The 26,037-nt window shown below is 72.0% G+C and carries 25 protein-coding genes; 11 read left to right on the forward strand and 14 right to left on the reverse strand.

The window, feature by feature from the left end; genetic code table 11:
• Nucleotides 1-224 precede the first annotated feature (224 nt).
• From AB0C04_RS24225 to AB0C04_RS24245, 5 genes are all read right to left on the reverse strand, one after another.
• A complete protein-coding gene (locus tag AB0C04_RS24225) occupies nucleotides 225-1,385 on the reverse strand; it encodes a hypothetical protein (protein WP_357058326.1) in 1,161 nt (386 codons plus the stop codon).
• 29 nt (nucleotides 1,386-1,414) lie between these two features.
• Nucleotides 1,415-1,732 carry a hypothetical protein gene (locus AB0C04_RS24230; RefSeq protein WP_357058328.1) on the reverse strand — a complete coding sequence of 106 codons (318 nt, stop codon included), beginning with the start codon at nucleotides 1,730-1,732 and terminating at the stop codon, nucleotides 1,415-1,417.
• 279 nt (nucleotides 1,733-2,011) lie between these two features.
• The gene (locus AB0C04_RS24235) at nucleotides 2,012-2,251 is read right to left on the reverse strand and encodes a hypothetical protein (RefSeq protein WP_357058330.1); all 240 of its coding nucleotides are present in this window, start codon (nucleotides 2,249-2,251) and stop codon (nucleotides 2,012-2,014) included.
• A gap of 193 nt (nucleotides 2,252-2,444) precedes the next feature.
• The gene (locus tag AB0C04_RS24240; protein ID WP_357058332.1) at nucleotides 2,445-2,621 is read right to left on the reverse strand and encodes a hypothetical protein; all 177 of its coding nucleotides are present in this window, start codon (nucleotides 2,619-2,621) and stop codon (nucleotides 2,445-2,447) included.
• Between the two features lie 520 nt (nucleotides 2,622-3,141).
• Nucleotides 3,142-3,750 (reverse strand): DJ-1/PfpI family protein, encoded by a 609-nt coding sequence (locus tag AB0C04_RS24245; RefSeq protein WP_357058334.1) that lies wholly within the window; start codon nucleotides 3,748-3,750, stop codon nucleotides 3,142-3,144.
• A 286-nt stretch (nucleotides 3,751-4,036) separates the two neighbouring features.
• On the opposite strand from AB0C04_RS24245, the gene AB0C04_RS24250 reads away from it, so the two are divergent.
• The 3 genes from AB0C04_RS24250 (at nucleotide 4,037) to AB0C04_RS24260 (ending at nucleotide 7,404) form a co-directional block, all read left to right on the forward strand.
• Nucleotides 4,037-5,887 (forward strand): glycoside hydrolase family 15 protein, encoded by a 1,851-nt coding sequence (locus tag AB0C04_RS24250; protein WP_357058336.1) that lies wholly within the window; start codon nucleotides 4,037-4,039, stop codon nucleotides 5,885-5,887.
• Nucleotides 5,888-6,011: 124 nt separating this feature from the next.
• Entirely contained in the window at nucleotides 6,012-6,200 is a 189-nt protein-coding gene (locus AB0C04_RS24255) for a hypothetical protein (protein WP_357058338.1), read from the forward strand.
• Nucleotides 6,201-6,303: 103 nt separating this feature from the next.
• Nucleotides 6,304-7,404: an ionic transporter y4hA gene (locus AB0C04_RS24260; RefSeq protein WP_357058340.1), complete on the forward strand. Its 1,101-nt coding sequence runs from the start codon at nucleotides 6,304-6,306 to the stop codon at nucleotides 7,402-7,404.
• A 48-nt stretch (nucleotides 7,405-7,452) separates the two neighbouring features.
• Here the strand turns inward: AB0C04_RS24260 and AB0C04_RS24265 are convergent, their stop codons facing one another.
• The 3 genes from AB0C04_RS24265 to AB0C04_RS24275 are packed head-to-tail and all read right to left on the reverse strand — an operon-like array spanning nucleotide 7,453 to nucleotide 9,999.
• On the reverse strand, nucleotides 7,453-8,697 hold the full coding sequence (locus AB0C04_RS24265) for a DUF6596 domain-containing protein (protein ID WP_357058342.1): 1,245 nt from the start codon (nucleotides 8,695-8,697) through the stop codon (nucleotides 7,453-7,455).
• Between the two features lie 3 nt (nucleotides 8,698-8,700).
• A complete protein-coding gene (locus AB0C04_RS24270) occupies nucleotides 8,701-9,093 on the reverse strand; it encodes a YciI family protein (RefSeq protein ID WP_357058714.1) in 393 nt (130 codons plus the stop codon).
• A 45-nt stretch (nucleotides 9,094-9,138) separates the two neighbouring features.
• A complete protein-coding gene (locus AB0C04_RS24275; RefSeq protein WP_357058344.1) occupies nucleotides 9,139-9,999 on the reverse strand; it encodes a class I SAM-dependent methyltransferase in 861 nt (286 codons plus the stop codon).
• A 49-nt stretch (nucleotides 10,000-10,048) separates the two neighbouring features.
• Here AB0C04_RS24275 and AB0C04_RS24280 point away from each other — a divergent pair, with 49 nt between their 5' ends.
• The 3 genes from AB0C04_RS24280 to AB0C04_RS24290 all read left to right on the forward strand — a co-directional run bounded on the left by AB0C04_RS24280 (nucleotide 10,049) and on the right by AB0C04_RS24290 (nucleotide 11,924).
• Nucleotides 10,049-10,255: a hypothetical protein gene (locus AB0C04_RS24280; RefSeq protein WP_357058346.1), complete on the forward strand. Its 207-nt coding sequence runs from the start codon at nucleotides 10,049-10,051 to the stop codon at nucleotides 10,253-10,255.
• Between the two features lie 149 nt (nucleotides 10,256-10,404).
• Nucleotides 10,405-11,148, forward strand: coding sequence for a neutral zinc metallopeptidase (locus tag AB0C04_RS24285; RefSeq protein WP_357058348.1), 744 nt, complete (start codon nucleotides 10,405-10,407; stop codon nucleotides 11,146-11,148).
• A gap of 122 nt (nucleotides 11,149-11,270) precedes the next feature.
• The gene (locus AB0C04_RS24290; RefSeq protein WP_357058717.1) at nucleotides 11,271-11,924 is read left to right on the forward strand and encodes an HAD family phosphatase; all 654 of its coding nucleotides are present in this window, start codon (nucleotides 11,271-11,273) and stop codon (nucleotides 11,922-11,924) included.
• Between the two features lie 51 nt (nucleotides 11,925-11,975).
• Here AB0C04_RS24290 and AB0C04_RS24295 read toward each other — a convergent pair whose 3' ends face one another.
• The 5 genes from AB0C04_RS24295 to AB0C04_RS24315 form a co-directional block, all read right to left on the reverse strand.
• Nucleotides 11,976-14,531, reverse strand: a complete 2,556-nt coding sequence (locus tag AB0C04_RS24295) for an FtsX-like permease family protein (RefSeq protein WP_357058350.1) — start codon at nucleotides 14,529-14,531, stop codon at nucleotides 11,976-11,978.
• Nucleotides 14,531-15,298 carry an ABC transporter ATP-binding protein gene (locus AB0C04_RS24300; protein ID WP_357058352.1) on the reverse strand — a complete coding sequence of 256 codons (768 nt, stop codon included), beginning with the start codon at nucleotides 15,296-15,298 and terminating at the stop codon, nucleotides 14,531-14,533. Before AB0C04_RS24300 ends, AB0C04_RS24295 begins: the two co-directional genes overlap by 1 nt.
• Nucleotides 15,299-15,652: 354 nt before the next feature.
• Nucleotides 15,653-16,333 (reverse strand): response regulator transcription factor, encoded by a 681-nt coding sequence (locus AB0C04_RS24305; protein WP_357058354.1) that lies wholly within the window; start codon nucleotides 16,331-16,333, stop codon nucleotides 15,653-15,655.
• Between the two features lie 25 nt (nucleotides 16,334-16,358).
• Entirely contained in the window at nucleotides 16,359-17,552 is a 1,194-nt protein-coding gene (locus AB0C04_RS24310) for a sensor histidine kinase (protein WP_357058356.1), read from the reverse strand.
• Nucleotides 17,553-17,628: 76 nt separating this feature from the next.
• Nucleotides 17,629-18,543 carry a RecB family exonuclease gene (locus AB0C04_RS24315; RefSeq protein ID WP_357058358.1) on the reverse strand — a complete coding sequence of 305 codons (915 nt, stop codon included), beginning with the start codon at nucleotides 18,541-18,543 and terminating at the stop codon, nucleotides 17,629-17,631.
• Nucleotides 18,544-18,725: 182 nt separating this feature from the next.
• Here AB0C04_RS24315 and AB0C04_RS24320 point away from each other — a divergent pair, with 182 nt between their 5' ends.
• From AB0C04_RS24320 to AB0C04_RS24330, 3 genes are all read left to right on the forward strand, one after another.
• On the forward strand, nucleotides 18,726-19,784 hold the full coding sequence (locus AB0C04_RS24320) for a M50 family metallopeptidase (protein WP_357058720.1): 1,059 nt from the start codon (nucleotides 18,726-18,728) through the stop codon (nucleotides 19,782-19,784).
• On the forward strand, nucleotides 19,781-20,794 hold the full coding sequence (locus tag AB0C04_RS24325) for a tRNA (adenine-N1)-methyltransferase (protein WP_350874305.1): 1,014 nt from the start codon (nucleotides 19,781-19,783) through the stop codon (nucleotides 20,792-20,794). The genes AB0C04_RS24320 and AB0C04_RS24325 overlap by 4 nt, the downstream gene beginning before the upstream one ends.
• A gap of 84 nt (nucleotides 20,795-20,878) precedes the next feature.
• Nucleotides 20,879-21,451 (forward strand): hypothetical protein, encoded by a 573-nt coding sequence (locus AB0C04_RS24330; protein WP_357058360.1) that lies wholly within the window; start codon nucleotides 20,879-20,881, stop codon nucleotides 21,449-21,451.
• Between the two features lie 72 nt (nucleotides 21,452-21,523).
• Here AB0C04_RS24330 and AB0C04_RS24335 read toward each other — a convergent pair whose 3' ends face one another.
• Nucleotides 21,524-21,820 (reverse strand): ferredoxin, encoded by a 297-nt coding sequence (locus tag AB0C04_RS24335; RefSeq protein WP_357058723.1) that lies wholly within the window; start codon nucleotides 21,818-21,820, stop codon nucleotides 21,524-21,526.
• A gap of 178 nt (nucleotides 21,821-21,998) precedes the next feature.
• On the opposite strand from AB0C04_RS24335, the gene arc reads away from it, so the two are divergent.
• Nucleotides 21,999-23,780, forward strand: coding sequence for a proteasome ATPase (gene arc, locus AB0C04_RS24340; protein WP_350874307.1), 1,782 nt, complete (start codon nucleotides 21,999-22,001; stop codon nucleotides 23,778-23,780).
• A gap of 256 nt (nucleotides 23,781-24,036) precedes the next feature.
• The gene (locus AB0C04_RS24345; protein ID WP_357058362.1) at nucleotides 24,037-25,926 is read left to right on the forward strand and encodes a hypothetical protein; all 1,890 of its coding nucleotides are present in this window, start codon (nucleotides 24,037-24,039) and stop codon (nucleotides 25,924-25,926) included.
• Nucleotides 25,927-26,037 lie beyond the last annotated feature (111 nt).

Consider the following 26,037-nt stretch of genomic DNA (forward strand, 5'->3'; position numbering starts at 1 on the left):
GTATTCGCGTCGTGGCGGTTGGAAGCCAGTTTGGCCATCCGAGCGCTTTGACTGTCCGTCGATCACCAAGTTCGTCGGCCGGCGCGAACGGTGAATCTTCATCCGGCACCACGCCCCATCGCTCCAGCGCCACCTTTCTCGCGCCGGGCGGCTGTGTTGAGGCGGCGCGCGCCGCCGAGGGCAACGAGGCGACCGGGTCTCGAACACAGCGCCGACGAGGGCCGTCAGCCGGCCTCGTGGTTCCGCTCCGGCTCGGACCTGTCCCTGCGCGACGATACGGACTCGCCGCTCGGTCCCGACTCGGCCCCGCCGGTCGGGTCCGGCCCACCCTGCTCGCCGGTCAGCTCCGCGTCGGGCTGGTAGCGGTACGCCGCCTCCCGTACCGCCGAGTCGGACTCTAGTCCGGCGCCCAGCGCGCCGCCGACCGTCGCCAGCGAGCTGGCCAGCCAGCCCAGCTTGACCTGGTGGGCGACGCCGGCCGGTCGGCCGGTGGATTCAGCGAGCAGGTCCCAGGGGACGAGTGCGACCGCCCCGATGATGGTCAGCGCGGCGAGCGCCACGTACAGCGCGAGGACGCCGATCACCACGGTGAGCAAGGTGACCACGTTGAAGAGGACGACCTGCTCTCGGGCACCCGGGTCACGCGGAACCCGCTCCCAGAGGCGCGCGCCGAGCACCATGGTCAGCACCACCGCCAGGACGGAGCCGACCGCGAGCAGGGCGAGCCGCAGGTTGCCCGAGGCCGCCGACAGCTGCCAAATATCGGCGCTCACCAAGGCGAGGACGGCGGTCGCGAAGGCACCGACCAGCAGCCGAGAGAGCCGGACGGCCAGCCGCCACGGCCGGTTCGCCCGGAGCATGCCGAGCAGCAGCCGCAGGTTGCCGCCGATCACCCCGGCCAGCAGGCCGATGCCCGACGCCTGGGGGTCCACGCGCGCGCCGAGTTGCCGGGCTCGCCGTCCGGTGGCCAGGCGCCGGCGGCGCGGGCCGGCCCGTACCCCGTCACCGACCGCGTCGGTATCGCCGAGCAGTGCCGCGAGGAGCCGCACCCCGGCCTCGGCCATCCGCCGGGCCACGGCCACGGGCCCGAGCGCGGGCATGGAAAGCACCGCGACGCCGTGGGTGGTGCTGGCATGCGCGACCACGGGCCGCCGCGCGGTCTGCAACGGCAGGTCTGTCACGCAGAGGACGAGACTCCAACCCTCGGCCAGCATCCGGCGCCGCGTTGCCTCGATGAGCTGGCCGAGGTCGGCCGGCCCTTCGACGAGCCGCGCCACCTGGAGGCGTACCGCCCAGTCGACCTCCGGGACCCGGTTGCGGAGCCGGTCGGCGAGCTCCGTGGCGGCCTCCTGCGCCAGGTCGGCCGCGGCCCCGGGGGCGGCCACGACGCCCACGAGGACGGACCCGCGCCCGGTCACCACACTCCCGGAGCCGGCCCGGCCGCTCCCCCTGGTGTGGAGCCGGTCCGTGGCGCCGTCGTCAACACTCGAGGTCGTCCTTCAAGGCTGTTCGTCGCCGTCTTCAGCCGCTCGGTGTAGAGCGGCAGCAGGTCCTCCTTGATGACCGCCCGGCCCGGTTCGTCCATCGTGTTCAGGGCGTACGTCCACTCCATGCTCGTGGCGCCATCCTCCTGGTCGAAGTACCACGGTCCCTCGATGCTGTCGACGACCTCGCGCAGCCGCGGCAAGCTGAAGTTGTCGATACGGTACGAAAACGAGGTCGGCGGCTCCACCGTCAGCAGTTCCTCCTCGTTCGTCGAGCCGTCGCCGGAGGCTATGTTCCCGGCGCAGGCCAGGGGTGTTCCGGTCGGTGGTGAACCTGCTGGCCACGATCGCCGGCGAGTGTCCGGTTCTGCGGAAGATGTGGCTCAGGTCGACGTCGATGATGTACTCGAAGACCTGGCCGATGGGACCGTTGACGGCACGGGTGACCGGGACCAAGTCGTCCCCCATCTCGGTGCAGTCCCGGTCGACGCCCATCGCCGCCTCCCGTCCCTATCGGCCTGGTCCAGCTAGTCCCCGGTATGCGCCGACTCATTCATCCGAGCCCGGGTCGCCACGCCGGACCCGCCGGGCAGGGCTGGTACTGGTCGCGGGCGCCGGGACAGCCACTGGGGGTGCTGGTCCCGCAGGCAGCGGATCAGTCCCTCGCGTAGGTCGCAGCGCATGTCCCAGGCGTTGGCGCCGTCGGCCGCCGAGGCCTGCATCTGGATGACCACGGTCTGCGGGGTGGCGTCGACCATCTGGAGCACCCACTGGTCTCGATGCCATAGCGGTGAGGACTCGACCAGTTGGCGTGGTATGAGCCATGCTGGTTCTGATCGAGGTTGAGCGGGGGCGCGATCGGATCAGCTCCTCCTCAAGCTTCCACGGCTGATCTGTCGCGACCCACACGACCTGGGCGTGCTCTGCCATCGAGGCGGTGAGCTGCTTCTCACCGTCGCCCTAGAGCGCCGAGCACAGCAGCCCGATGCCGACGAGCGCCACCGCGCCCGCCGACCGTCGGAGCCACTGCGCCTCCCGCTGGTCATGCCGGCCCACCGCCATGGACGCGCTGAACCTGAGGCAGCCGGCGAAGATGAAGGCGACGACCGCGAGGTTTACGCGAGTGAATGTATCCATGGTCCTCACCGTAACCGGAGATCATCGGGCACAGATCCGTCACAACCGACAGCGGAAACGCGTGTAGAGGGCTGACGAGCCGAAGGTGAAGGTAATCCGCGTAACTGGTCCCCGAACTGGCCTTCTTCGGACCTGAGGTATGCCCAGCCGCGGCGGCTACTCGCGCCCATGACGTGGAAGTCCTGGTCGACGAAGATGTGGTGCGGCCAGTTGACGCCGATGTAGTGGACCTTGAGCGGTAAGCCCGACACCGGTCGGGTGACCTCTTGAGTCCGGGGGCTCCTGGAAGCGGCGGTAAGAGGCAGCGGAAGGGCGGACGATGACGGACGGACCGCTCGTGCGCAACTCGCGGCTACCTGCCTTGTTCACCGAGACTTTCAACGACCGGCGGGGACACCGCGAGCCGTGGAGGCCGCCGGGCGCGGTATCGCCGCCGAGGTGCGCTGCATGTTCGCGGACAAGATGACCATCGGATCTAATAGCCTGGACGAGGTACCTCAGGCAGGCTTATCACGGGGCGTTAGGGCAGTGCGACCTCGCCCGCGTGGACGGCACGCAGGGCGCGCTCGACAGTCTCCTGATTTTCGCCGATCGGAGCCACGTAGTCGATGACGTCGCGCGCGGCGTCCTGCCCAAGCGTTCGCGTGATCACCCAGGTGGCGAGGTACTGGGACGCCAGGCAACCGCCGGCTGTAGCGATGTTCCCCTCGGCGTGGAACGGCGCGTCCAGCACGGTGACGTCGCAGGCCTCGACAAAAGGACGGCTCTTCATGTCCGTGCAAGCCGGCATGCCTTGCAGCAACCCGAGCCGGGCGAGCACCAGCGCGCCGGAGCACTGCGCACCGATCAGCTGTCGCGAAGGGTCGAGCACCAGCCTGGAGATCAGCCGGTCGTCGGCGACCACGTCTCGCGCCTTCACCCCGCTACCGATCAGCACGACGTCGGCCTCGGTCACGAACTCGATCGGGCGCTGCCCAGTCACCTCGACGCCGTTCATCGACGTGACTACCGGCGTCGGCGTCGTAATGAAGGCCTCCAAACCGTCCTTACGGCACCGGTTGATCAGCGCGGAAGCTATAAAGCTGTCGAGCTCGTTGAACCCGTCGAAGGTCACCACGGCTACCTGCATCACAACTCCTTGAAGCGCGGCATCAGATCTGCAATCTCCGTGGCGGACCGTTCCGAGTCGAGAGCCAATCAGCGGCTGGCGGCATGGCTGTCGCCCGCGTTCCAAGCTACGACCCTGCCCGGCCGAAGAGCTCTGTCCATGTGCGCTATCGCGAGCAGACCTTTCGCAGCGCTAGGCGCCGAGGAACAAGGTGAGAAATGGTCTTTTTGTATGCCGCGAGCAGGCGTAGGCGTTTCGTCCGGTAGAAAGTAGTCTGCGAGTGGTGGGATAACGCGGGGAGGCTTGGGTGGATTACTACCCTGCGGTGGAAGCCCACGGCTTGATCGGTGATCTGCAGACCGCGGCGCTGGTGGCGAAGGACGGGACGCTGGACTGGTTCTGTGCCCCTCGCTTCGACTCGCCAAGCCTGTTCGGCGGCCTGCTCGACCGGCACAACGGTGGGCACGTCCAGGTGTCGCCAGAGGGCGTCGACTACGTAAGTAAGCAGTTGTACCTGCCCCGCACGCCGATCCTCATCACCCGCTTCCTGAGCGCGGACGGCGTGGGGGAGCTCGTGGATTTCATGCCCGTAGCGGGAGATCAGCCCACCGACCGCCACCGCCTGGTGCGGATGCTGCGGGTTGTCCGAGGAGTCATGCGGTTCCGTGTCGACTGCCAACCCCGCTTCAACTTCGGGCGGGATCCGCATGAACTCGACGCGTACCCCGCGGGTCACGTTTTCCGCAGCCCTGCGCTCTCCCTCGCCGTGAGCCTCGTTCGATACCCGGAGACCCGGCCCGCGGAGGAGGAATTTCAACGTAAGGACGGTGGCATATGGACCGTCGCCACCCTGCGCGAGGGCGAGGCCGGAGGCGCCGTTCTGGAAACAGGAGTGTCGCCTGACCCGCCGCGCTTCTACACGCCGGGGGAGGTGCAGGAGCTGCTGGAGCAGACCCGCGACTATTGGCGGCGTTGGCTCGGCCGCTCCTGTTACACCGGCCGTTGGCGGGAGACGGTCGAGCGGTCGGCGATGACGCTCAAGCTCATGACGTACGCGCCGACCGGCGCGCTCATCGCCGCCCCCACCGCCGGGCTGCCCGAGCAGATCGGCGGCCAGCGCAACTGGGACTACCGCTACGCCTGGATCCGCGACGCGTCAATCTCCGTACACACCCTGCTCAAGCTGGGCTTCACCGACGAAGCGTGGCAGTACATGCACTGGGTCGACGACCGGGTCCGGGAGGCCAGGGATCGGGAGACGCCGCTGCAGATCATGTACCGCATAGACGGCTCACCCGATGTCACCGAGGAGATGCTCGACCACTTCGAGGGTTACCGCGGATCAGCGCCCGTGCGGGTCGGCAATGGCGCCGCGAACCAGCTGCAACTCGACATCTACGGCGAGATCCTCAACGGCCTCCTTGAGGCCGACAGCCATGGTCTGCAGGCCTCTCACCAGGTGTGGCTGAACACCGTGCGGCTGGTGGACTGGGTCTGCGAGCACTGGGACCAGCCCGAAGACGGGATCTGGGAAACCCGCGGCGGCCGCCAGGACTTCACCTATGGGCGACTGATGTCCTGGGTCGCTCTCGACCGGGCTGTCCGCCTCGCGCATCAGCGCGGACGACCAGCCGACACCGCCCGGTGGGTGCGTACCCGAGACCAGATCTACCGACAGATCATGGCCCGTGGTTTCCACCCCGGACGCGGTGCCTTCGTGCAGCACTACGCGACCGACGTCCTGGACGCCTCGCTGCTCGCCATGCCCGGCGTCGGATTTATCTCATCAATGGATCCGATGTGGCAGTCCACCCTGCGGGCGATGGACGCGGAGCTCGTGTCCGACAGCCTGGTCTACCGCTACGACCCGGCCGCCTCGCCCGACGGCCTTCCCGGCCAGGAGAGCACTTTCACCATGTGTAGCTTCTGGTATGTCCGGGCCCTCGCCGAGTCCGGACGGCTCGACGACGCCACGCTGACCTTCGAGAAGATGCTCACCTACAGCAGTCCACTGGGCCTCTACTCCGAGGAGATCGCACCCACCGGTGAGCAGACCGGCAACTTCCCGCAGGCGTTCAGCCACCTCTCGTTGATCGGCGCGGCCGTGAGCCTCGACCGCCTGCTCGACGCCCGCCCTCGAGGAGTCGCGCGGAGTTAGGTGGGAGCGGTTCGCTTGGGATCTGGCGAAGCGCCACGGCCGGGCGGAGCCGGCCCGTACGAAACCTGGATCGGGGAGCAGGTTGGGAGCAGCGCTGAGCCCTGAACGGCCTTGAACCGCACCCGTGCTCGACGCGGCACTGCATGCGCTTCGTCTCGCGCCGCCCGACGCCGTCCGGGAAGTGATATCGGCCGCGCTGCGCCACCCGGAGACCGTCGACGCGTGCGCTACCGGAATACGCGCCGCTCGCCCTGCCTTCGCCGCCTTCTGGGCCAGCTACACCAGCGGCTTCGAGAACGCGCTGCACAGCTAGCTCCGGCTGCTGACGGTTCGGCCGGCCCGATCGTCACGATCGGTACTGAATTGATTGCCGCCGGCAGTGGGCACATGATCCATTCACCTGGCAGGGTTGATACATGGCCGCGCTGCTCCGCTCCCGACTGACCGACTGGACTGTCTCCGTACCCGTGCTCGCCGTCCTGGTGCTGCTCGTGACCTGGGGCCGGGACCTGGCCGGGCCTCTCGTCGTGGTGGTCGCGGTGCTGCTGGGTGGCGCGGTGCTGGCGGCCGTGCACCACGCCGAGGTGGTCGCCCACCGGGTGGGGGAGCCGTACGGCTCGCTGGTCCTCGCCGTGGCGGTCACCGTCATCGAGGTCGCGTTGATCGTCACGCTGATGATTAGCGGGCCGGAGAAGACCCAGTCGCTGGCGCGGGACACCGTCTTCGCCGCCATCATGATCACCTGCAACGGCATCCTCGGCCTGTCTCTGCTGCTCGGGGCGTTGCGCCGGCGGGTCGCGCTGTTCAACCCGGAGGGCACCGGCGGGGCGCTGGCCACCGTGGTAACCCTGGCCACCCTCAGCCTGGTCATCCCGACCTTCACCACCAGCCGGCCAGGCCCGGAGTTCAGCCCGGCGCAGCTGACCTTCGCCGCCATCGCGTCGCTGGCTCTCTACGGGCTCTTCGTGCTGGTGCAGACCGGCCGGCACCGCGACTACTTCCTGCCGGTCGACAGCAAGGGCCAGGTGGTCGACGAGGAGGCGCACGCCAAACCGCCGTCGACCCGCGCCGCGCTGATCAGCCTGGGACTGCTGCTGGTGGCCTTGGTCGCGGTGGTCGGCGATGCCAAGACCGTCTCCCCGACCATCGAGGCGGGGGTGGCCGCGGCCAACCTGCCCCACGCCTTCGTCGGCGTGATCATCGCCCTGCTGGTGCTGCTGCCGGAGACCCTGGCCGCTGCTCGCGCCGCCCGCCGTGACCGGGTGCAGATCAGCCTGAACCTCGCACTCGGCTCGGCGATGGCCAGCATCGGCCTGACCATCCCGGCTATCGCGATCGCTTCGATCTGGTTGGAGGGGCCGCTGCTGCTCGGCCTCGGCGGCACCCAGCTCGCGCTGCTCACGCTCACCGCCGTGACCGGCGTGCTGACCGTGGTGCCCGGCCGGGCAACCCTGCTGCAGGGCGGCGTGCACCTGGTCCTGCTGGCCGCCTTCGTCTTCCTGGCCGCCAGCCCCTGACGTCCATCCCGGCGGCAGCGCCGGCCTGCGTCAGGTCCGGCCCGGCGCTCAGTCGCCGTCGCGCAGCCGGTCGGCGCGGGCGTGCAGGTAGCGCTGCTGCGCCAGGTTCGTCGAACGGGCGGCCGACGCGCGGTAGGCGTCCCGGGCGCCGGACCGGTCGCCGATGAGCTCCAACAGGTGCGCCCGGGCGGCGGGCAGCCGTGGATCGTCGGCGAGCCGACCCTCGGCGCGGAGCCGGTCAAGCAGCTCCAGTCCCGCTGGAGCACCCCGGCTCATGGCCACCGCGACGGCGTGGTTGAGCGCCACCACCGGGTTGTCGGAGAACCCGAGCAGCACCTCGTAGAGGGCGGTGATCTGCGCCCAGTCGGTCGCCGCGGCGCTCGGCGCCTCGTCGTGCACGGCGGCGATGGCCGCCTGCACCTGGTACGGCCCGACCGGCCCGCGGGGTAGCGCGGCGCTGACCAGCGCGACGCCCTCGGCGATCTGGTCGGCCTTCCACCGGCGGCGGTCCTGCTCAGCCATCGGCACCAGCTCGCCGTGTGGCCCGATCCGGGCCGGTGCGCGGGCGTCGGTGAGCAGCATCAGCGCCAGCAGCCCGGTGACCTCCGGATCGTCGGGCAGCAGCCGGTGCACCAGCCGGGCCAGCCGGATCGCTTCGGCCGAGAGGTCCGCGCGGAGCAGTCCGGGCCCGGACGTGCGGGCGTACCCCTCGTTGAAGATCAGGTACAGCACCTGCAGCACGGCGGCGAGGCGGTCCGGCCGCTCCGCCCCGGTGGGCATCCGGAACGGCAGGCTGCTGTCCCGGATCCGCTGCTTGCCACGGGTGATCCGCCGGGTCATCGTCGCCTCCGGCACCAGGAACGCCCGGGCCACCTCGGCGGTGCTCAACCCGCCGACCGCGCGCAGGGTGAGCGCGATCTGGGAGGCCGGGGAGAGCGCCGGATGGCAGCAGAGGAAGAGCAGAATGAGGCTGTCGTCGCCGTCGGCCGGCGGCTCGTCGGCGGCCGACGCCACCCGGTCCCCGGGCAGCACCCACCGATAGACGGTGTCCTCCCGCCGGGCCCGCGCCTGCTCACGGCGGAGCAGGTCGGTCAGCCGGCGCGCGGCCACGGCGATCAACCAGGCCCGCGGATTCTCCGGTACGCCGTCGCGCGGCCAGCCGGTCGCCGCGGCGATCAACGCCTCCTGGGTGGCGTCCTCGGCGGTGTCGAAGTGCCCGTAGCGGCGGACCAGCGCGCCGAGGACCTGCGGCGCCAGCGGGCGCAGCAGCTCCTCGACGCGTTCGCCGGTCACCGGTCAGCCAGCCAGGTCCTCGAGGCCGTCGAGCACCGGACGCACGTCGACGTACCCGCCGGCCGCGTCCGGGTCGACGAACCCGGCGGCGATCTCGGTGGCCCGGTCGAAGCTGGCGCACTCGACGATGGTGTAGCCGGCGAGCACCTCCTGCGTCTCCGGGTACGGCCCGTCGGTGACCACCGGCAGGCCGCCGGTGAACTGCACCCGCCGGGCGTGCGCGGGGGCGCTCAGCCCACGCGCGTCGACCAGCTCACCGGACTCGGCCAGCGCCTGGTGGACCTTCTCCATGTGCGCGTGCATCGCCGCGACCTGTTCGGCGGTCATCGCCGGCTTGTCGCTGGGCAGCCCGGACAGCTGGTCGTAGTCCTGCTGCGAGCCGTACAGCATGATCATGTACTTCACCTTGCGCTCCTTCCGTCGACGCCGGCGCGGCGCCGCTCACCGGGGACGTCGAGGCCGTCCCCCGGTTCCGGACATCCGACTGCGCGTCAACGCAACCCGTCCCGTGCCGAGCAGGGCGGCAGTGGGCAGCCCGAGCAGTCCGTCCGGGCCGAGGTGGGCGGCGGTGAGTCGGTCGTACTGTTCCCGGATTCGCCGGCGCAGCTGCGCCGGCGCGCCGGTGAGCAGCAGGCCGAGCTGGCCGATGCCGTTGGCCGGCCCGGCCCACCAGTCCTCCCGGTCCGCGCGGTGCACCCAGGACAGCGTCTCGCAGCGCACGTCCGTCAGCCCCGCGCCACGCAGCAATTCGTTCACTCCCGCCGGGGTCCGGTCGAAGTTCCGCTCGACGGCCACCCGAGGCAGGTCGGGGCGCGGTGGACCGCCGGCCGCCTCGTAGACCTGCCCCCAGAGTCGTTGCAGCGGCGGCTGCGGGTGCGGCCAGACGGTGAACGCCACGAGCCCGCCCGGGCGTACCACCCGGCGCAGCTGCCACGCGGCGGCGGCCGGGTCGCCGACGTGGTTGAGCACGAAGTTCGCCACGGCCGCGTCATAGGTGCCCGCGGGGAATGGCAGGTGCGGCAGCGCGGCCCGGACGAAGCGGGCGTCGGCGGCGGAGCCCCGGGCCGACGCGATCATGCTCTCCTCGGCGTCGACCGCGGTAACCGTGGCGCCCCGCCCGGCGGCGAGCGCCGCGACGGTGCCCGGCCCGGTGCCGACATCCAGTAGCCGGGAGCCCGCCCGAGCCCCGGCCGCGTCCAGCAGCGCGTCCGCCGGGTGGGCGCAGAGCCGCCCGAAGCTGCGGGCGTACGCCTCGGCGCGGCCGACCCACCGGCGGCGCTCGTGATCGTCGAAGCTGGTCATGGCCGGCGAGCGTAGCGGCCGACGTGCTCGGCCCGCTTACCGTCGAGGCATGACCGCGTGGGTGGTACTCGGCACCATCGCACCGATCGCGCTGATCATGGCCGCTTGCTTCGGCTACGTCGCCTGGCGGGATCGTCGCCGGCTCAGCTCTCCCGACGACGACGCGGCCGCCCGGGACGCCCAGCACCGGCACGAGGCCGGAGGGCACTCGTCGCGGGAGGGGACCTGGCTGCGCAACATCCGCGACCATCAATGAGGTCTGCGGCACGGCCCCGCCCGTCGGGTGGGTCGATCAGGTCGTCACCCTGTTGAACCGGCTGGGTTCCCCGGCCGTAGAGCACTCCGCATGCCGGACTGAGCGTCGGGGTACTGGCTGCGGCAGACATGGACGCCGGGGAGGCCACTGTGGGGACACGCCCAACACGTCATTCGCGTGGCCTACTGGCCGGCTTCCTGGTCGCGCTGGTCGCCTCGGCCGGCTGCTTCGTCGGCGGTGTGTCCGACCCGCAGAGCCAGGAGCCGGGCGGTGAGCCCTCGGCGGCGTCGCCGGACCCGTCGGCCACCCGGGCCGACGGCACCACCAGCGTCGAGGAGTTCACCCAGGACGTCGCCGACGCGCAGGCGGTGGCCGAACGCTACTGGACGGCCCAGTTCCGGGCCTCGGGGGAGCGGTTCCAGCCGATCCGGCGGATCACCGCCTACCAGCGGGAGGGGCAGGTGTCCTGCGGCGGGCAACCGCTGCCGCGCAACAACGCCGTCTACTGCTCGCAGGGCGACTTCATCGCCTACGACGTGAACTGGTCGGTCGCCGCGTTCCGGCAGATCGGTGACGCGTTCGTCTTCTACCTGCTCGGCCACGAGTACGCGCACGGCGTCCAGGTGCGCCTGGGCATCCGCTACGACTTCACCATTCAGCAGGAGCTGCAGGCCGACTGCATGGCCGGCGCCTACCTCGGCGACTCGGTGCGCGCGAAGGCCCTCACCCTGGCCGAGGGCGACCTGGAGGAGTTCCGGGAGGGGCTGGCCGCGGTCGGCGACGACCCCGACCAGCCCTGGTTCGCCGAGGGCTCGCACGGCACCGCCGAGCAACGGACCGACTCGTTCTTCCGCGGCTACGAGCAGTCACTGAAGGCCTGCGGCCTGAGCTGAGCCGGTTGGTGTTCGTCACCTCGGCCGATGCCGGCCCGACCTGCCGAACCGGGCCCTGAGAGGATCCGGGCATGTCGGTCACCACGCTTGAGGAAACGCTGAGCAGCCCGCGCCCCGCCGCCGTGCTCTTCGACATGGACGGCACTCTGGTCGACAGCGAGAAGCTGTGGGACGTTGCGCTGCAGGAGTTGGCCGAGGAGTACGGCGGAACGCTCTCCGACGCCGCCCGCCGGGCGATCATCGGTACCAGCATGGCCGCGTCGATGCAGATCGTGCACGACGACCTCGGTCAGCCCGAGCGGGATCCGGAGGCCAGCGCCGCGTGGATCAACGCGCGGATCCTGGAGCTGTTCCGCACCGGGCTGCGGTGGCGTCCGGGTGCGCTGGCGCTGTTGACGGCGGTCCGCGCGGCCGGCATCCCGACCGCCCTGGTCACCTCCAGCGGCCGGCCGCTGGTCGAGGTGGCCCTGGACACCCTCGGCCGGGACAGCTTCGACGCGGTGGTCTGCGGCGACGAGGTCGACGCGGCCAAGCCGCACCCCGAGCCCTACCTGACCGCCGCCCGGTTGCTGGACGTGCCGATCGAGCGGTGCGTGGCGATCGAGGATTCGGCCACCGGCGTGGCGAGCGCGCTGGCCGCCGGCGCGGCCGTGCTGGCCGTACCCGCCGAGGTGCCGCTGCCCGCCACCGAGGGCGTACACCAGTTGGCGAGCCTGACCGGCGTGGACCTGGAGCTGCTCGCCGCGCTGCTGGGGCAGCGACCCGCCCGGCGTTGACGGAACGAGGGGCCCCCGCCGGTCGGCGGGGGCCCCTCGTCGTTGGGCGGGTCAGTCGTGGGCGATGGCGCCCAGGACGTTGATCCGGGCGGCCCGGATCGCGGGGAGGACCGCCGCGACCACGCCGACGATCGCGGCGAGGCCGAGGAAGATCCCCATCTGCGACCAGGGCAGGATCAGGTCGGTGATCCCCTCGTCCTTGAGCGCCTCGACCACCGCGGCGCCGAGGCCGGTGCCCACGACGACGCCGAGCAGCGCGCCGAACACCGAGATCACCACCGCCTCGACGGTGATCATGCGCATGGTCTGCGCCCGGCGCAGCCCGATCGCCCGCAGCAGGCCCAGCTCCCGGGTGCGCTCCAGCACCGACAGCGCCAGCGTGTTCACGATGCCCAGCACCGCGATCACGATGGCCAGCGCCAGCAGGATCTGGATCATCGTGAGCAGCCCGTCGAGCTGACCGGCCTGCTGCTCGATGAACGCGTCCCGGTCGGCCACCGACACCTCGGGGGAGTCCGCGACCAGCGCCTCCACCTGCGGCTGCACGGCCGACACCGAGGTGCCCGGGGCCAGCTGCACGAAGCCCTGGATCGGCTGCGGGACGGTGAACTCCCGAGCCGCCTCGGCCGGCAGGGTCACCGGGTTCAGCAGCTGGGAGCTTTCGTAGATGCCGGTGACGGTGTACGTGCGCGCCTCACCGCGCTGCGGCTGCACGGTGACGGTGGAGCCGACCGACAGGTTGCGCGACGTCGCGGTGTCGGAGCTGATCAGCAGCTGCCCCGGCGCCAGGCGGCTGATGTCGCCCGCGGTCGCCTTCGCGCCGAAAATCTGCTGCAGCGCGGCGTCGTCGCTGCTCGCACCCGCCCAGGTGCTCTGCCCGTCGATCTTCACCATGTCGCCGTACTCGCCGTCGGCCAGTTGGACCCCGGGGATCGCCGCCGCCTTCTCCAGCACCGACGGGTCGAAGCTCGGCGGGCGCGGCCCGCCCTGCACCCCAGCGATGACCAGCTCGGCCTTGATGTTGTCCTGGGCCAGCGCGCTGATGCTGCCCTTCGCCGAATCCAGGATGACCGTCACGCCGGTGACCAGCGCGATGCCGACCATCAGCGCGGCGGCGGTGATCGCGGTGCGGCGTGGGTTGCGCCCCGAGTTGAGCCGGCCCAGCTTGCCCGGCACCGACCAGGCGAAGATCGCACCGAGCAGGCTCACCACCGGCCGGCTGATCAGCGGGGTCAGCAGGGCCACGCCGATGAAGGCGAAGAGCACCCCACCGAGGATGGTGGGCAGGGTCTGCCCGCCGGCGTTGCCGCTGAGCCCGAGGAAGAGCAGCACCGCGCCGACCGCGGTGACCAGGCCGCCGGCGACCGTGATCTTCGTCAGCGGCCGGTCCGGAGTGGCCACGTCCTGCATCGCCGCGATCGGCGGGATCCGGGACGCCCGCAGCGCGGGCAGCAGCGCCGCCACCACGGTGATCACCGTGCCGACGCTGAACGCGCCGATCACCGCGGCGGCCGGCACGCCGAGCCCGGCCAGGGTGAGCCCGCCGGCCAGGTTGCCGAAGACCCACGCCAGCAGCGCGCCGATGCCGATGCCGGCGGCCAGGCCGAGCACCGAGGCGATGAGGCCGACGGCGATCGCCTCCAGCACCACCGAGCCGATGACCTGTCGACGGCTGGCGCCGATGGCCCGCATCAGCGCCAGCTCCCGGGTGCGCTGCGCCACGATGATCGAGAAGGTGTTGAGGATCAGGAACGTCCCCACCAGCAGCGCCACCGCGGCGAAGCCGAGCAGGATCCGGTTGAAGAACTGCAGGCCCTCCTTCAGGCCGGCGGCCTGGTCGGCGGCGACCTGCTCACCGGTCTTGACGTCGAAATCCGCGCCGAGGGCGCCGGCCACGTCGTCGCGCAGCGCCTCCGGCGTCACCCCGCCGGCGGCGGTGACGGTGATGCTGCTGAACGTGTCCGGTGTGCCGAGCATCAGCTTCTGCGCCACCGGGGTGGTGAACATGACCTCGTTCACCCCGCCGATCGAGTCCCGGTCGCCGCTGTAGCCGAAGAGCCCGACCAGCGTGAAGTCCCGCCGCTTCGACTCGAACGCGGTGAGCACCCCCACCCGTTCGCCGACCTTGACCTTGGCGGCCTGGGCCAGCCCCGCGTTGATGACGATCTCGTCGTCGGCCTGCGGAGCGCGGCCCTCGCGCAGCCGGAGCAGCTCACTCTCGCCGGTCCAGTTCTCGCCCAGCTGCGGCGGGCCGAACGAGGTGACCACCTTGCCGTTGCTGCCGATCAGCCGTGCGCCGTCGGCGTTGACGACGCCGACCGCGTCGGCCACCCCGGGCACCTGCTTCACCCGGTCGACGGTGGCGGCGGGCAGCGGCGCCGCCACCTGCTCGCCCTCCATCTCGTTGACCGCGACCTTCGGCTTGCCCGCGACGTTCACGTCGATCTCGGAGAAGCCGTCGGCGAAGACCGCGTCGAACGACCGGCCGAGGGTGTCGGTGAGTACGAACGCGCCGGAGACGAACATCACCCCGAGCACCACGGCCAGCCCGGAGAGGATCAGCCGGAGCTTGCGGGCCAGCAGGCTCTTCAGTGTCGCCCGGAACATCAGCCGCTCACCTCGGCCGGCGCGTCCAGCTTCTTCATGGTGTCCAGCACGGTGTCGGCGGTCGGCTCGATCAGCTCCGAGACGATCTGCCCGTCGGCGAGGAAGACCACCCGGTCGGCGTACGCGGCGGCGGTCGGGTCGTGGGTGACCATGACGATGGTCTGGCCGTGCTCGCGTACCGAGTTGCGCAGGAAGTTGAGCACCTCCGCGCCGGAGCGCGAGTCCAGGTTGCCGGTCGGCTCGTCGGCGAAGATCACCTCGGGACGGGAGACCAGCGCGCGGGCACAGGCGACCCGCTGCTGCTGGCCGCCGGAGAGCTGCGCCGGTCGGTGGTCCAGCCGGTCCCGCAGACCGACCGTGTCGATCACCGTGTCGTACCAGGCCGGGTCGGGCTTGCGCCCGGCGATCGACATCGGCAACAGGATGTTCTCCTTGGCGGTCAGGGTGGGCAGCAGGTTGAACTGCTGGAAGATGAAGCCCACCTTGTCCCGGCGCAGCTTGGTCAGCCCGGCGTCACCGAGGCCGGTGACCGTGGTCTCGCCGATCGACACCGCCCCCCGGGTCACCGTGTCCAAGCCGGCCAGGCAGTGCATCAGCGTCGACTTGCCGGAGCCCGACGGGCCCATGATCGCGGTGAACCGGCCCCGCTCGAACTCCGCGCTGACCCCCCGCAGCGCGATCACCTGGGCCTCGCCGCTGCCGTACACCTTCCACACGTCGTTCGCCCGGGCCGCGGCCTGCGCCTGGTGGCCTACCGTCGCGGTCACGTCATCTACCTCTTCCGTCTGCTCGGAATCCACGCCACCCCCGCTGGTCCGGCGTGGCCGTTCCCATCATCTGTGCTGCCCGGCCCGGTTCCGTCCGACTCCGGGCGGAGCCGGTGCGGATTTCCGCGCTGCGGGTGCCCCCCATCCCGGCTCAGGGTTGACCCTGATCCGCGCCGGGCGCGCCGCCCGCCCGTACGGGCGGGACGGCACCGGGCCCGACGCTAGGAGCTGACGCCACGTGAGTGTCAACCGCGTCTGGCCGTCTCCGGTCACGGTAGGTGACCGCGACAACCGGGCCATCGCACCGACGGGGGATCTTCGGGTACGCCGCAGGAGGTAGTCGGCGCCGTGCCGCTACGCCCCGGGACGGACCAGCCCCGTCTCGTACGCCAGCACCACCGCCTGGACCCGGTCGCGCAGGCCCAGCTTGGTCAGCACATGCCCGACGTGGGTCTTGATCGTGGTCTCGCTCACCGACAGCTCGGCGGCGATCTCGGCGTTGGAGAGCCCTCGGGCCACCTGGACCAGCACCTCGCGCTCCCGTTCGGTGAGCGCGCTCAGTGACCGCGGCGGTGCGGCGGCCGGATCGGGCAGCACGTCGGCGAAGCGGACCAGCAGCCGCTTCAGGATGCGCGGGGCCACCACCGCCTCGCCGGCGGCCACGGTACGGATCGCGGTGACCAGGTCCTCGGCCGGCACGTCCTTGGCCAGGAAGCCGCTGGCACCGGCGCGCAGCGCGCCCACCACGTACTCGTCGAGGTCGAAGGTGGTCAGGATCAGCACCCGCACCGGCAGTCGGGCGTCGACGATGGCTCGGGTAGCGGCCACCCCGTCCATCCGAGGCATCCGGATGTCCATCAACACCACGTCGGGCAGCAGCCGGCGGGACAGGTCCACCGCCTCCACCCCGTCACCGGCCTCGGCGACGATGTCCAGGTCGTCCTCCGCCCCCAGCACCATCCGGAACCCGGTGCGCAGCAGCGGCTGGTCGTCGGCGAGCAGGACGCGCACCGGCCGTGCCGCCTGATCGGTCATCTCGTCTCCCCGTCCTGCCGTCCGGTCACGCCGCGAGCGGCCCGGGCTGCTCCACCGGGATTCTCGCGTACACCCGGAAGCCGCCGCCGGCACGCGCGCCGGTCCGCAGAACACCACCGTAGAGGCCGACCCGCTCCCGCATGCCCACCAGGCCGTGCCCGATCCGGTCCGGCTCCGGTCGCGGGCCGCGCCCGGTGTCGGTCACCTCCACCTCCAGCGCGTCCGCGCCGTAGCTGAGCCGCACCTGGGCGCTCGCCGCCCCGGCGTGCTTCAACGCGTTGGTCAACGCCTCCTGCACGATCCGGTAGACGGCCAGCGCCACCCCCTCCTCCAGCGGCCCGGGGGTGCCCTCGACGCGCAGCGTCACCGGCAGGCCGGCCTCGCGCACCTGCTCGGTCAGCGCGTCGATGCCGGCCAGCCCCGGCTGCGGGGCGAGCTCGGCGACCGGCTCGGCGTCGGTGCGTAGCACGTCCAGCAGCCGGCGCAGCTCCCGCAGGGCCGCCCGGCCGGTCTCCTCGATGGTGCCGATCACCTCGTCGGCGGCGTCCGGGTCGCGGCGCAGCACCCGGCGGGCCCCGGTGGCCAGCACCCCCATCACGCTCACGTGGTGGGCCACCACGTCGTGCAGCTCCCGGGCGATGCGGCGGCGCTCGTCGGCGACCGCCTGCTCGGCCAGCGACCGCTGCCGCTCCTCGGCCACCCGGGCCCGCTCCCGCAGCGCCCGGGTGGCCGCCCGGCGGGCGTTCACCACCCGACCCACCGCGAACGACAGCAGCCCCAGCAGCACGTTGTTCAGCACCAGGTAGGCCGGTCCGACGGCGAGCGCGACGCTGGGCGGGGCGAGCGCGTTGGCCACCATCGCCGGCACCCAGAGCAGCGCCGCGGCCAGCGCCGCCGCGCGGGCCGGCCGCCGCGCCGCCATCGTGTACGTCAGCACGGCCAGGGTCACGCCCTGGGCGGTCGTGCCGTCACCGGTCAGCGCCGGCAGCGCCAGGGTGGCCACCGCCGCCCCGACGGCCGGCCACGGCGCCACCCGCCGCAGCGCCACCGGGGCCGCGCAGAGCACGCTCCAGCCGAGCGTGGCCGGCAGCGGGCGCGGCCAGTATTCGCGCGGGGTGAGCAGGGTGAACAGCAGCTCCAACGCCACCAGGCCGACGGCGAGCAGCGCGTCGGCGGCCAGCGGATGCCGGCGCAGCAGCGCCCTCGGACCCTCGGTCATACCGCGACGCTAGTCGCCGCCCGGCGAAGATGATCGTCGCCGATGGTGAGCCCGTCCTCCTACCTGGGAAGGACGCTCACTCGTCGGCGCCGGGGGTGGCCGGCCGGGAGCGGGCGTCGCGCAGCGGGTCGGCGCCGCCCACGCCGGCCGGGAACGGCGGCGGGGTGCCGCCGAAGCTCGGGCAGTGCGCCTGGTGGCTGCACCAGTCGCAGAGCCGGCTCGGCCGGGGCCGGAAATCCTGCCGCTCGGTGGCCTGCTCGATCGCCCGCCACAGCGCGACCACCGTGCGTTCGAAGCGCAGCAACTCGTCGGCGTCGGGGGTGTAGTCGAGGACCTCGGCGTCGCGCAGGTAGAGCAGCCGCAGCACCCGCGGCACCACCCCGCGGGTGCGCCAGAGCACCAGGGCGTAGAACTTCAGCTGGAACAGCGCGCGCGCCTCGAACGCCTCGCGCGGCGCGCCGCCGGTCTTGTAGTCGACCACCCGCAGCGCGCCGTCCGGCGCGACGTCGAGCCGGTCGAGGTAGCCCCGGATGAGCAACTCGTCGTCGACCACCGCGGAGATCAGTGCCTCCCGCTCGGCCGGCTCCAGCCGGCTCGGATCCTCCACCGCGAAGTAGCCCTCGAGCAGCGCCGCGGCGGAGCGGAGGAACTCGGCCGCCGCGGCCGGGTCGCCGTCGGCGAAGATTCCGGCCAGCTCCGGCTGCTCGGTGACCAACCGGTCCCACTGGGGGGCGACCAGGTCACCGGCGGCGGCCGGGGTGCGCCCGCCGGCCGGCAGGTCGAACAGCCGTTCCAGCACGGCGTGCACCAGCGTGCCCCGGGCCTGCTCGACGGTGGGCCGCTCGGGCAGCCGGTCGATGCTGCGGAAACGGTAGAGCAGCGGGCAGGTCTTGAAATCCGCCGCCCGGGACGGCGACAGCGACGCCCGCACCGTCGCCGGCACCTCCGCCGGGGTCGCGGGCTGCTGGGTTGTCACCGGTTCCGCCGTCATGTCCGGAAGGTTAGGGCACCGGTGTGACACCGCCCGCGCCCCGCCGCCCGCGCGCCGTCCCATCCGCGGTCCGTAGCATCGACCCGATGGAGCAGACCTCCCGGCCGCGACGCCGGCCCGGCCGCAGCCCCGGCGTGACCGTGGGACGGCTGTTCGGGGTGCCGGTGCACCTCAACGGCTCGATGCTCCTGCTGGCCGTGCTGGTGGCCGTGCTCTACGCCGAATTCGCCCGCCACCAGCTCGCCCTGTCCCAGCTCAGCGGCTACCTGATCGGCATCGGGTTCGTCGTGTCGCTGCTCGGCTCGGTGCTGCTGCACGAGCTGGGCCACGCCCTCACCGCCCGTCGCTACGGCATCGGTGTGCGCGGGATCACCCTCGAACTGCTCGGCGGCTACACCGAGATGGACCGCGACGCCCCGTCGCCCCGGGTCGACCTGCTGGTCTCGCTGGCCGGGCCGGCGGTCTCCGCGGTGCTCGGCGCGGTGGCGGTCGCCGCGACCCTGGCCCTGCCCGACCGTACGGTCGCCAACCAGCTCGCCTTCCAGCTCGCGGTGAGCAACGTCATCGTCGCGATCTTCAACGTCCTGCCCGGGCTGCCGCTCGACGGCGGCCGGGCGCTGCGCGCGGTGGTCTGGGCGGTGACCCGGGACCGGCACCGGGGCACCGAGGTGGCCGGTTGGGTGGGTCGCGCGGTCGCCGTAAGCACCGCGGCGCTGGTCGCCCTGCTCACCCTCAACCGGCAGCTCGCCCCGCTGGCGCTGCCGCTGATGCTGCTGGTCGCGTTCACCCTGTGGCGCGGCGCCGGCCAGTCGATCCGGTACGCCCGGGTCAGCCGCCGGTTCCCGCTGATCGACCTGTCCCGGCTGGCCCGGCCGGTCTGCCCGGTGCCGACCGGCACCCCGCTGGCCGAGGCGCAGCGCCGCCACGCCGAGTCCGGCCCGCCCGGCGCCGCGCTGCTGGTCACCGATGGCGTCGGCCGGCCGGTCGCGCTGGTCGACCCGGTCGCCGCGGCGGCGGTGCCCGTCGAACGCCGGCCCTGGCTGGCGGTGGACGCGGTGTCCCGGTCGCTGGCCACCCTGCCGACCCTGCCGGTCGGGCTGGACGGGGAACGGGTGATGGAGAGCGTGCAGACCCACCCGGGCGCGCAGTACGTGGTGACCGCAGGCGAAGATGTCGTCGGCGTTCTGCACATCGCGGATCTCGCCCAGCTCCTCGAACCCGACCGGAAGATGAACACGTGACCGCAACTCCCTCCGCCGTGCCGGCCGACGCGGGCGCACCCGCCCCCACCGACCGACCGGGCCTGACACCCGTGCACCGGGGCCCGTTCCGGGTCGGCGACCGGGTGCAGCTGACCGACCCGAAGGGGCGGATGCACACGGTCACCCTGGAGCCCGGCAAGGCGTTCCACACCCACCGCGGCATCCTCGAGCACGACACCCTGATCGGGCTGCCCGACGGCAGCGTGGTCACCACCACCGGTGGCGGCACGGCGTTCCTCGCCCTGCGTCCGCTGCTGTCGGACTACGTGCTCTCCATGCCGCGCGGCGCGCAGGTCATCTACCCGAAGGACTCGGCGCAGATCGTCGCGATGGGCGACATCTTCCCCGGCGCGAAGGTGCTCGAGGCCGGTGCCGGCTCCGGCGCGCTCAGCTGCTCGCTGCTGCGCGCGGTCGGCACCGAGGGGGAGCTGCACTCGTACGAGCTGCGCGAGGACTTCGCCCAGATCGCCCGGCGCAACGTGGAGTCCTTCTTCGCCGGGCCGCACCCGGCCTGGCACCTGCACGTCGGTGACGTGGCGCAGTGTCGGGAGACCGGCTTCGACCGGATCATCCTCGACATGCTCACCCCCTGGGAGACCCTCGACATGGTCGAGCGGGCGCTGGTGCCCGGCGGGGTGTTCATCGGCTACGTGGCCACCACCCCACAGCTCTCCGAGCTGGTCGAGGCGCTGCGCGAGCGGGGCGGCTGGACCGAGCCGCGGGCCTGGGAGTCGCTGGTGCGCGACTGGCACGCCGAGGGCCTCGCCGTGCGTCCGGACCACCGGATGATCGCGCACACCGCGTTCCTGGTCTCCGCCCGCAAGCTCGCCCCCGGGGTCACCGCGCCGCCGCGGCGGCGCAAGCCGAGCAAGGGCACCGAGGCATACGTGCAGCGCCGCCAGGTGCTGCGCGAGGCGGAGGCCCGGCAGGCGGCGGCCGCGCAGGCGGCCGGGGCGCCGGCGGAGCCGACGGAGGTGGACACGCCGTGACGCGCACGGGCGCCCGGGCATGAGCGGACGGGTCTTCCGCGCGGATCGGATCCACGACAGCGTCGACCGGAGGGAAGCGACGGCATGAGCAGCCCGGGCTACGGCGGTGGCGACCTGCCCGCGGTCTTCCCGGACTGGTCGCCGTACCAGGATCTCGAGTCGGCCGCGCGGGCCTACCTGCGGGACCCGGACATCGCCCTGGAGGCGCTCGGCGGGGTGCTGCGCGGCGCCTCGGTGCTCGGCTTCACCCTGGAGCGCTTCGTCAACGAGGTCAACGGGGTCTGGCAGGAGGTCGTGGTCTGCGACGGCAGCCGGCTGGTGCTCTGGCACGGCGAGGACGTGCCGCCGGGGGAGGGGCCGCCGGGGTCGATGACCTCGTCGCTGCGGGTGGTGCCGGTCTCCACGGTCACCGAGGTGGGCTGCCGGCGCCGGCTCACCCGCGCCGACAGCGGCGCGGTCCGGGTCGACAGCATCGACGTCTACCTGCTGCTCACCTCGCTGGACGAGGCGCCGCCGGCGGAGGAGATGGCCGGCGCGCCGCGGCACGACGCGCTGCGCTTCGGCAAGACCCTCGACGACGGTGGCGCCGGGCAGATCGCCCGGTTGGAGGAGTTCGCCCGGTTGGTCGCCTCGGTGGTGGGCCGCCCGCTGCTCTGAGCGCTCGGCCGCCGTACGCCGTGGACGCCGGCGCCGGCCCGGCGGCGTCGCGCGCCGACCGGGTGGGGGAGTTCAGTCCTCCTCGGCGTCCGGGCCGGCGACCGCGGCGCCGTCGCTGGCGCGCACCACGTGGATGCACTCGCCCGGGCACTCCTTGGCGGAGTCGATGACTACCAGACGCAGGTGCTCGGGCACGTCGACCCGGCTGCCCGGGGTCAGGCGCAGCTCGCCGTCGGGGCCCTTGACGTAGGCCAGGCCGTCGACGTCGAACTCGAAGACCTCCGGCGCGTACTGCACGCAGAGACCGTCGCCGGTGCAGAGATCCTGGTCCACCCAGACCTGAAGCTGGTCCGTCGCGACCTCCGCCACCGGAGCACCCCCCATGTTCTCGCGTCCCACGCCCTGACGGTACCCGAATGCCCGGACCGGCCCCGTCGGCCACCCTTGGCGATCAAGGTTCGGTGACGAGGGCGTTGCGCGGGACCGAATCGCGCTCATAGCGGCTAGTGTTAGGGCAGAACGTTCAAGCCCCCCGGGGAGGTGGGACGTGGCACGCAGCGACGACGCGGACTCGCGCGCCGCACGGTGGGAGAAGGAGGCCCACGATCTCTCCACGCAGGTCGCGTTCCTGCAAGAGGAACTCGCTCTGGTGCGGCGCAAGTTGACCGAAAGCCCCCGACACGTACGGCAGCTCGAAGAGCGGCTGGCGGCCACCCAGGCACAGTTGGCGCGGCTGACCGAGAACAACGACCGGCTCGTGAGCACCCTCAAGGAGGCTCGCGCGCAGATCGTGACGCTCAAGGAGGAGATCGACCGCCTCGCACAGCCACCGAGTGGCTACGGCGTCTTCCTCGCGCGGCACGACGACGGCACGGTGGACGTCTTCACCGGTGGGCGCAAGCTCCGGGTGGCCGTCTCGCCCTCGCTGGACGTCGCCGAGCTGCAGCGCGGGCAAGAGGTGCTGCTCAACGACGCGCTCAACATCGTCGACGCGTTCGGCTACGAGCGGGTCGGCGAGGTGGTGATGCTCAAGGAGATCCTCGCGGGTCCCGACGGCAGCCCGGGCGACCGGGCGCTGGTCGTCTCGCACTCCGACGAGGAGCGGATCGTGCACCTGGCCGAGACCCTGATCGGCTCGCCGATCCGGGCCGGCGACTCGCTCATGATCGAGCCCCGCTCGGCCTACGCCTACGAGCGGATCCCGAAGAGCGAGGTCGAGGAGCTGGTCCTCGAGGAGGTGCCCGACGTCGACTACGGCGACATCGGTGGCCTGCACTCGCAGATCGAGCAGATCCGCGACGCGGTGGAACTGCCGTTCCTGCACGCCGACCTGTTCCGTGAGCACCAGCTCCGTCCGCCCAAGGGCATCCTGCTCTACGGCCCGCCCGGCTGCGGCAAGACGCTGATCGCCAAGGCGGTGGCCAACTCGCTGGCCAAGAAGATCGCCGAACGGCGGGGCGAGGAGAAGCACACCAGCTTCTTCCTCAACATCAAGGGCCCCGAGCTGCTCAACAAGTACGTCGGCGAGACCGAGCGGCACATCCGGTTGATCTTCCAGCGTGCCCGGGAGAAGGCCGGCGAGGGCACCCCCGTGATCGTCTTCTTCGACGAGATGGACTCGGTCTTCCGCACCCGCGGCTCCGGCGTCTCCTCCGACGTGGAGAACACCATCGTCCCGCAGCTGCTCAGCGAGATCGACGGCGTGGAAGGGCTGGAGAACGTCATCGTCATCGGCGCCTCCAACCGGGAAGACATGATCGACCCGGCCATCCTGCGCCCGGGCCGACTCGACGTGAAGATCAAGATCGAGCGGCCGGACGCCGAGGCGGCCAAGGACATCTTCTCGAAGTACATCCTCTCCGGGCTGCCGCTGCACCCCGACGACCTGGCCGAGCACGGCAGCGACCCGCAGGCCACCGTCGCGGCCATGATCGACGCGGTCGTGCTGCGGATGTACTCGGAGACCGAGGAGAACCGCTTCCTCGAGGTCACCTATGCCAACGGTGACAAGGAAGTGCTCTACTTCAAGGACTTCAACTCCGGCGCGATGATCCAGAACATCGTCGACCGGGGCAAGAAGATGGCCATCAAGGAGTTCCTCACCTCGGGCCGCAAGGGCCTTCGCCTGCAGCACCTCCTCGACGCCTGCGTCGACGAGTTCCGGGAGAACGAGGACCTGCCCAACACCACCAACCCGGACGACTGGGCCCGGATCTCCGGCAAGAAGGGCGAGCGGATCGTCTACATCCGCACGCTCGTCTCCGGCGGCAAGGGCACCGAGGCCGGCCGCTCCATCGAAACGGCGAGCAACACCGGCCAGTACCTCTGACGGTCCAGGCCGGCGGGGCCCGTGGCGCGACACGCGCCGCGGGCCCCGCGACCATGTCACCACCGGTTCATCCTGCCGGGTCCGCACCTCGATGGGCGAAATGCCGGGCCGGTCGGTAAGCTGCCTTCGCCGCTTCGTCGACCCGCCGAGGATCCGCGTGCCGTCCGAGCTCACTGTCATCGACCCGCCGGTCCCCCCGGCGGCCGCTGCACCACACCCGTCGTCCCCCGCCCGCCGCTGGCGCACTCCCGCGTTGGTGGCAGCGGCCCTGCTGGTGGCCTGGGTGGTGCCCGTCGCGGCGCATCTGCTGCACCGCTACTGGCTGCTGCCCCCGCTGGTCCTGCTCGCCACCGCAAGCCTGCTGCGCGGCGGTCGCACCCTGCTCGACCGGCTGATGCTGGCGACCATGCTCCTGCTGGGTGCCACCACCGGCGCCGGGCTGCTCTTCGCGGTCTGGCCGTGGGGACTGCACCCGGTGCCGGTCGTCGGCACCGCGTTGACCGTGCTCGTCGGCGTCGCCCTCGGCACCCGCCGCCGCCCGAAGCTGCCCCGGCCCGGCTGGCCCGACCTGTTCTGCGTCCTCGGCACCGCCGCGATCGTCGGCTACCTCGCCCAACCCCTGCTGCGCGCCGGTGACCTCGCCACCCAGCTGACCCTGCTGGGCCGCGGCGAGGACAACTACCGCCACCTGGCCCTCTTCGACGCCATCGGCCGCGCCGGCGGCTACCTCTTCGTCGACCCCGCCGCCGCCCGTGAACAGATCGTCTCCGCCCTCGTCTACTACCCGCAGGGCTGGCACCTGGTCACCGCCCTGCTCGACGGCCACCTCACCGGAATCGACGACGCCCCCGGCGGCACCCACGTCGCCGGGCACTACCTGTGGTGGTGCGTCGCCGGCTTCGGCCTGCTGGCACTGACCATGCAGTGGGCCGCCCAACGGATACCCGGCCCGCTGCACCCGCTGCACCGCACGGTGCTCACCATCGTCGTCGGCGCGCTCATCCTCGGCACCCAGCTGCCCCGGCTGCTCATCGCCGGCTACCCCGCCGAGGTGCTGGGACTGGCGTTCACCGTCGCCCTGGCCGGCCTCGTCGCGCGACCGTTGGGCGGTACGCGGGAGCAGCTGGTGCTGCTGGGCGCCCTGCTGACCGGCATCGGCTTCACCTACTACCTGTTCCTCCCGGCCGCCGCCGTCCTGGCGCTCTGCTGGTTCGTCGGCCACTGGAGGGAGGCGCTGCGGGTCTGGCCGACCCTGTCGGTCGTCGCTCTCGCCACCGCCGCCCTCGCCTCGACCGCGCCCCTGCTGGGGGTGCTGCGCGCCGGCCAGACCGAGGCGCTCACCGCCCTGATCGGCCGGGACGTCACCCAGACCTGGCGCGCCCTGCTCTGGCTGGGCGGCATCGTCGTGTTCGCCCTGGCCGTGCAGGTCCGGCGCACCGACCGCGCCTGGCGCCGCACCCTGCTCGTGATGCTCGTCGGCATCCTGTTCGCCCTCGCCATCGCGCAGCTCAGCATCAACGCCGGCGGACAACCCGCGTACTACTTCAACAAGGCCGGCCACCTGGCCACCGTGCTGCTGATCGTCGGCACGGTCGGCCTGGTCCGGCTGCTGCCTGCCCCACAGCGCGGCCGGGGCCTGCTCCGGCGGATCCTCACCACCGCCGCGGCCACCCTCACCGCGGTCGCGCTCGCCGTCACCGCCGTGACCGTCTGCGGCGTCACCGGCTGGCACCGCAGCGTCCTGCTCACCGACGAGCAGAGCTGGGCCCAACGCTGGGTGCACCAGAAGCTCGACCAACCGGTCCGGGCCGCGGTGGTCTGCCAGGAGGCCAGCCGTCGCTACCCGCCGGTGCCCTGGGCCACCACGCTGGTGCTCGACCGTGGCCCCTACCGCTCCTACCTCGAAGGGCTCTGCTTCTCCGCCCTGCAGGGCACCACCGCGCAGACCGAGCACGGCGTCTACGGCATGGTGTTCTTCGAACCGGACCGGACCCGGGAGATGCTGCGCCGGGTGCCCGGCCCGGTCCGGTTCGTGGTGGCCGACCCCGGCTCCCGACGTCGCGTCGAGAAACTGCTCGAGGCTGAACCGGAGCTTCGCCCCCGGGTCACCGTCGAGGTCATGATCATCACTGACCCGTACAGCTGAGCTGCCGACCACCGCGCCTCCGCGACACCGCGACCGACCGCACCGCCACGCCCCCATCCGCCGTGCGGCCGACTACGCTCGACGGGACGGGGGACCGGACGGGCGAGCGGG

Origin of the sequence: Micromonospora sp. NPDC048909 (assembly GCF_040649635.1) — a bacterium.
Taxonomy (GTDB): domain Bacteria; phylum Actinomycetota; class Actinomycetes; order Mycobacteriales; family Micromonosporaceae; genus Micromonospora.

Coding starts and splice junctions, on each gene's coding strand:
- AB0C04_RS24260 (WP_357058340.1), top strand. CDS start 6,304: ATGGCCGCGCTGCTCCGCTCCCGACTGACCGACTGGACTGTCTCCGTA.
- AB0C04_RS24320 (WP_357058720.1), top strand. CDS start 18,726: ATGCTCCTGCTGGCCGTGCTGGTGGCCGTGCTCTACGCCGAATTCGCC.
- AB0C04_RS24275 (WP_357058344.1), bottom strand. CDS start 9,999: ATGACCAGCTTCGACGATCACGAGCGCCGCCGGTGGGTCGGCCGCGCC.
- AB0C04_RS24310 (WP_357058356.1), bottom strand. CDS start 17,552: ATGACCGAGGGTCCGAGGGCGCTGCTGCGCCGGCATCCGCTGGCCGCC.
- AB0C04_RS24315 (WP_357058358.1), bottom strand. CDS start 18,543: ATGACGGCGGAACCGGTGACAACCCAGCAGCCCGCGACCCCGGCGGAG.
- AB0C04_RS24305 (WP_357058354.1), bottom strand. CDS start 16,333: ATGACCGATCAGGCGGCACGGCCGGTGCGCGTCCTGCTCGCCGACGAC.
- AB0C04_RS24295 (WP_357058350.1), bottom strand. CDS start 14,531: ATGTTCCGGGCGACACTGAAGAGCCTGCTGGCCCGCAAGCTCCGGCTG.
- AB0C04_RS24280 (WP_357058346.1), top strand. CDS start 10,049: ATGACCGCGTGGGTGGTACTCGGCACCATCGCACCGATCGCGCTGATC.
- AB0C04_RS24240 (WP_357058332.1), bottom strand. CDS start 2,621: ATGGATACATTCACTCGCGTAAACCTCGCGGTCGTCGCCTTCATCTTC.
- AB0C04_RS24330 (WP_357058360.1), top strand. CDS start 20,879: ATGAGCAGCCCGGGCTACGGCGGTGGCGACCTGCCCGCGGTCTTCCCG.
- AB0C04_RS24245 (WP_357058334.1), bottom strand. CDS start 3,750: ATGCAGGTAGCCGTGGTGACCTTCGACGGGTTCAACGAGCTCGACAGC.
- AB0C04_RS24270 (WP_357058714.1), bottom strand. CDS start 9,093: ATGATCATGCTGTACGGCTCGCAGCAGGACTACGACCAGCTGTCCGGG.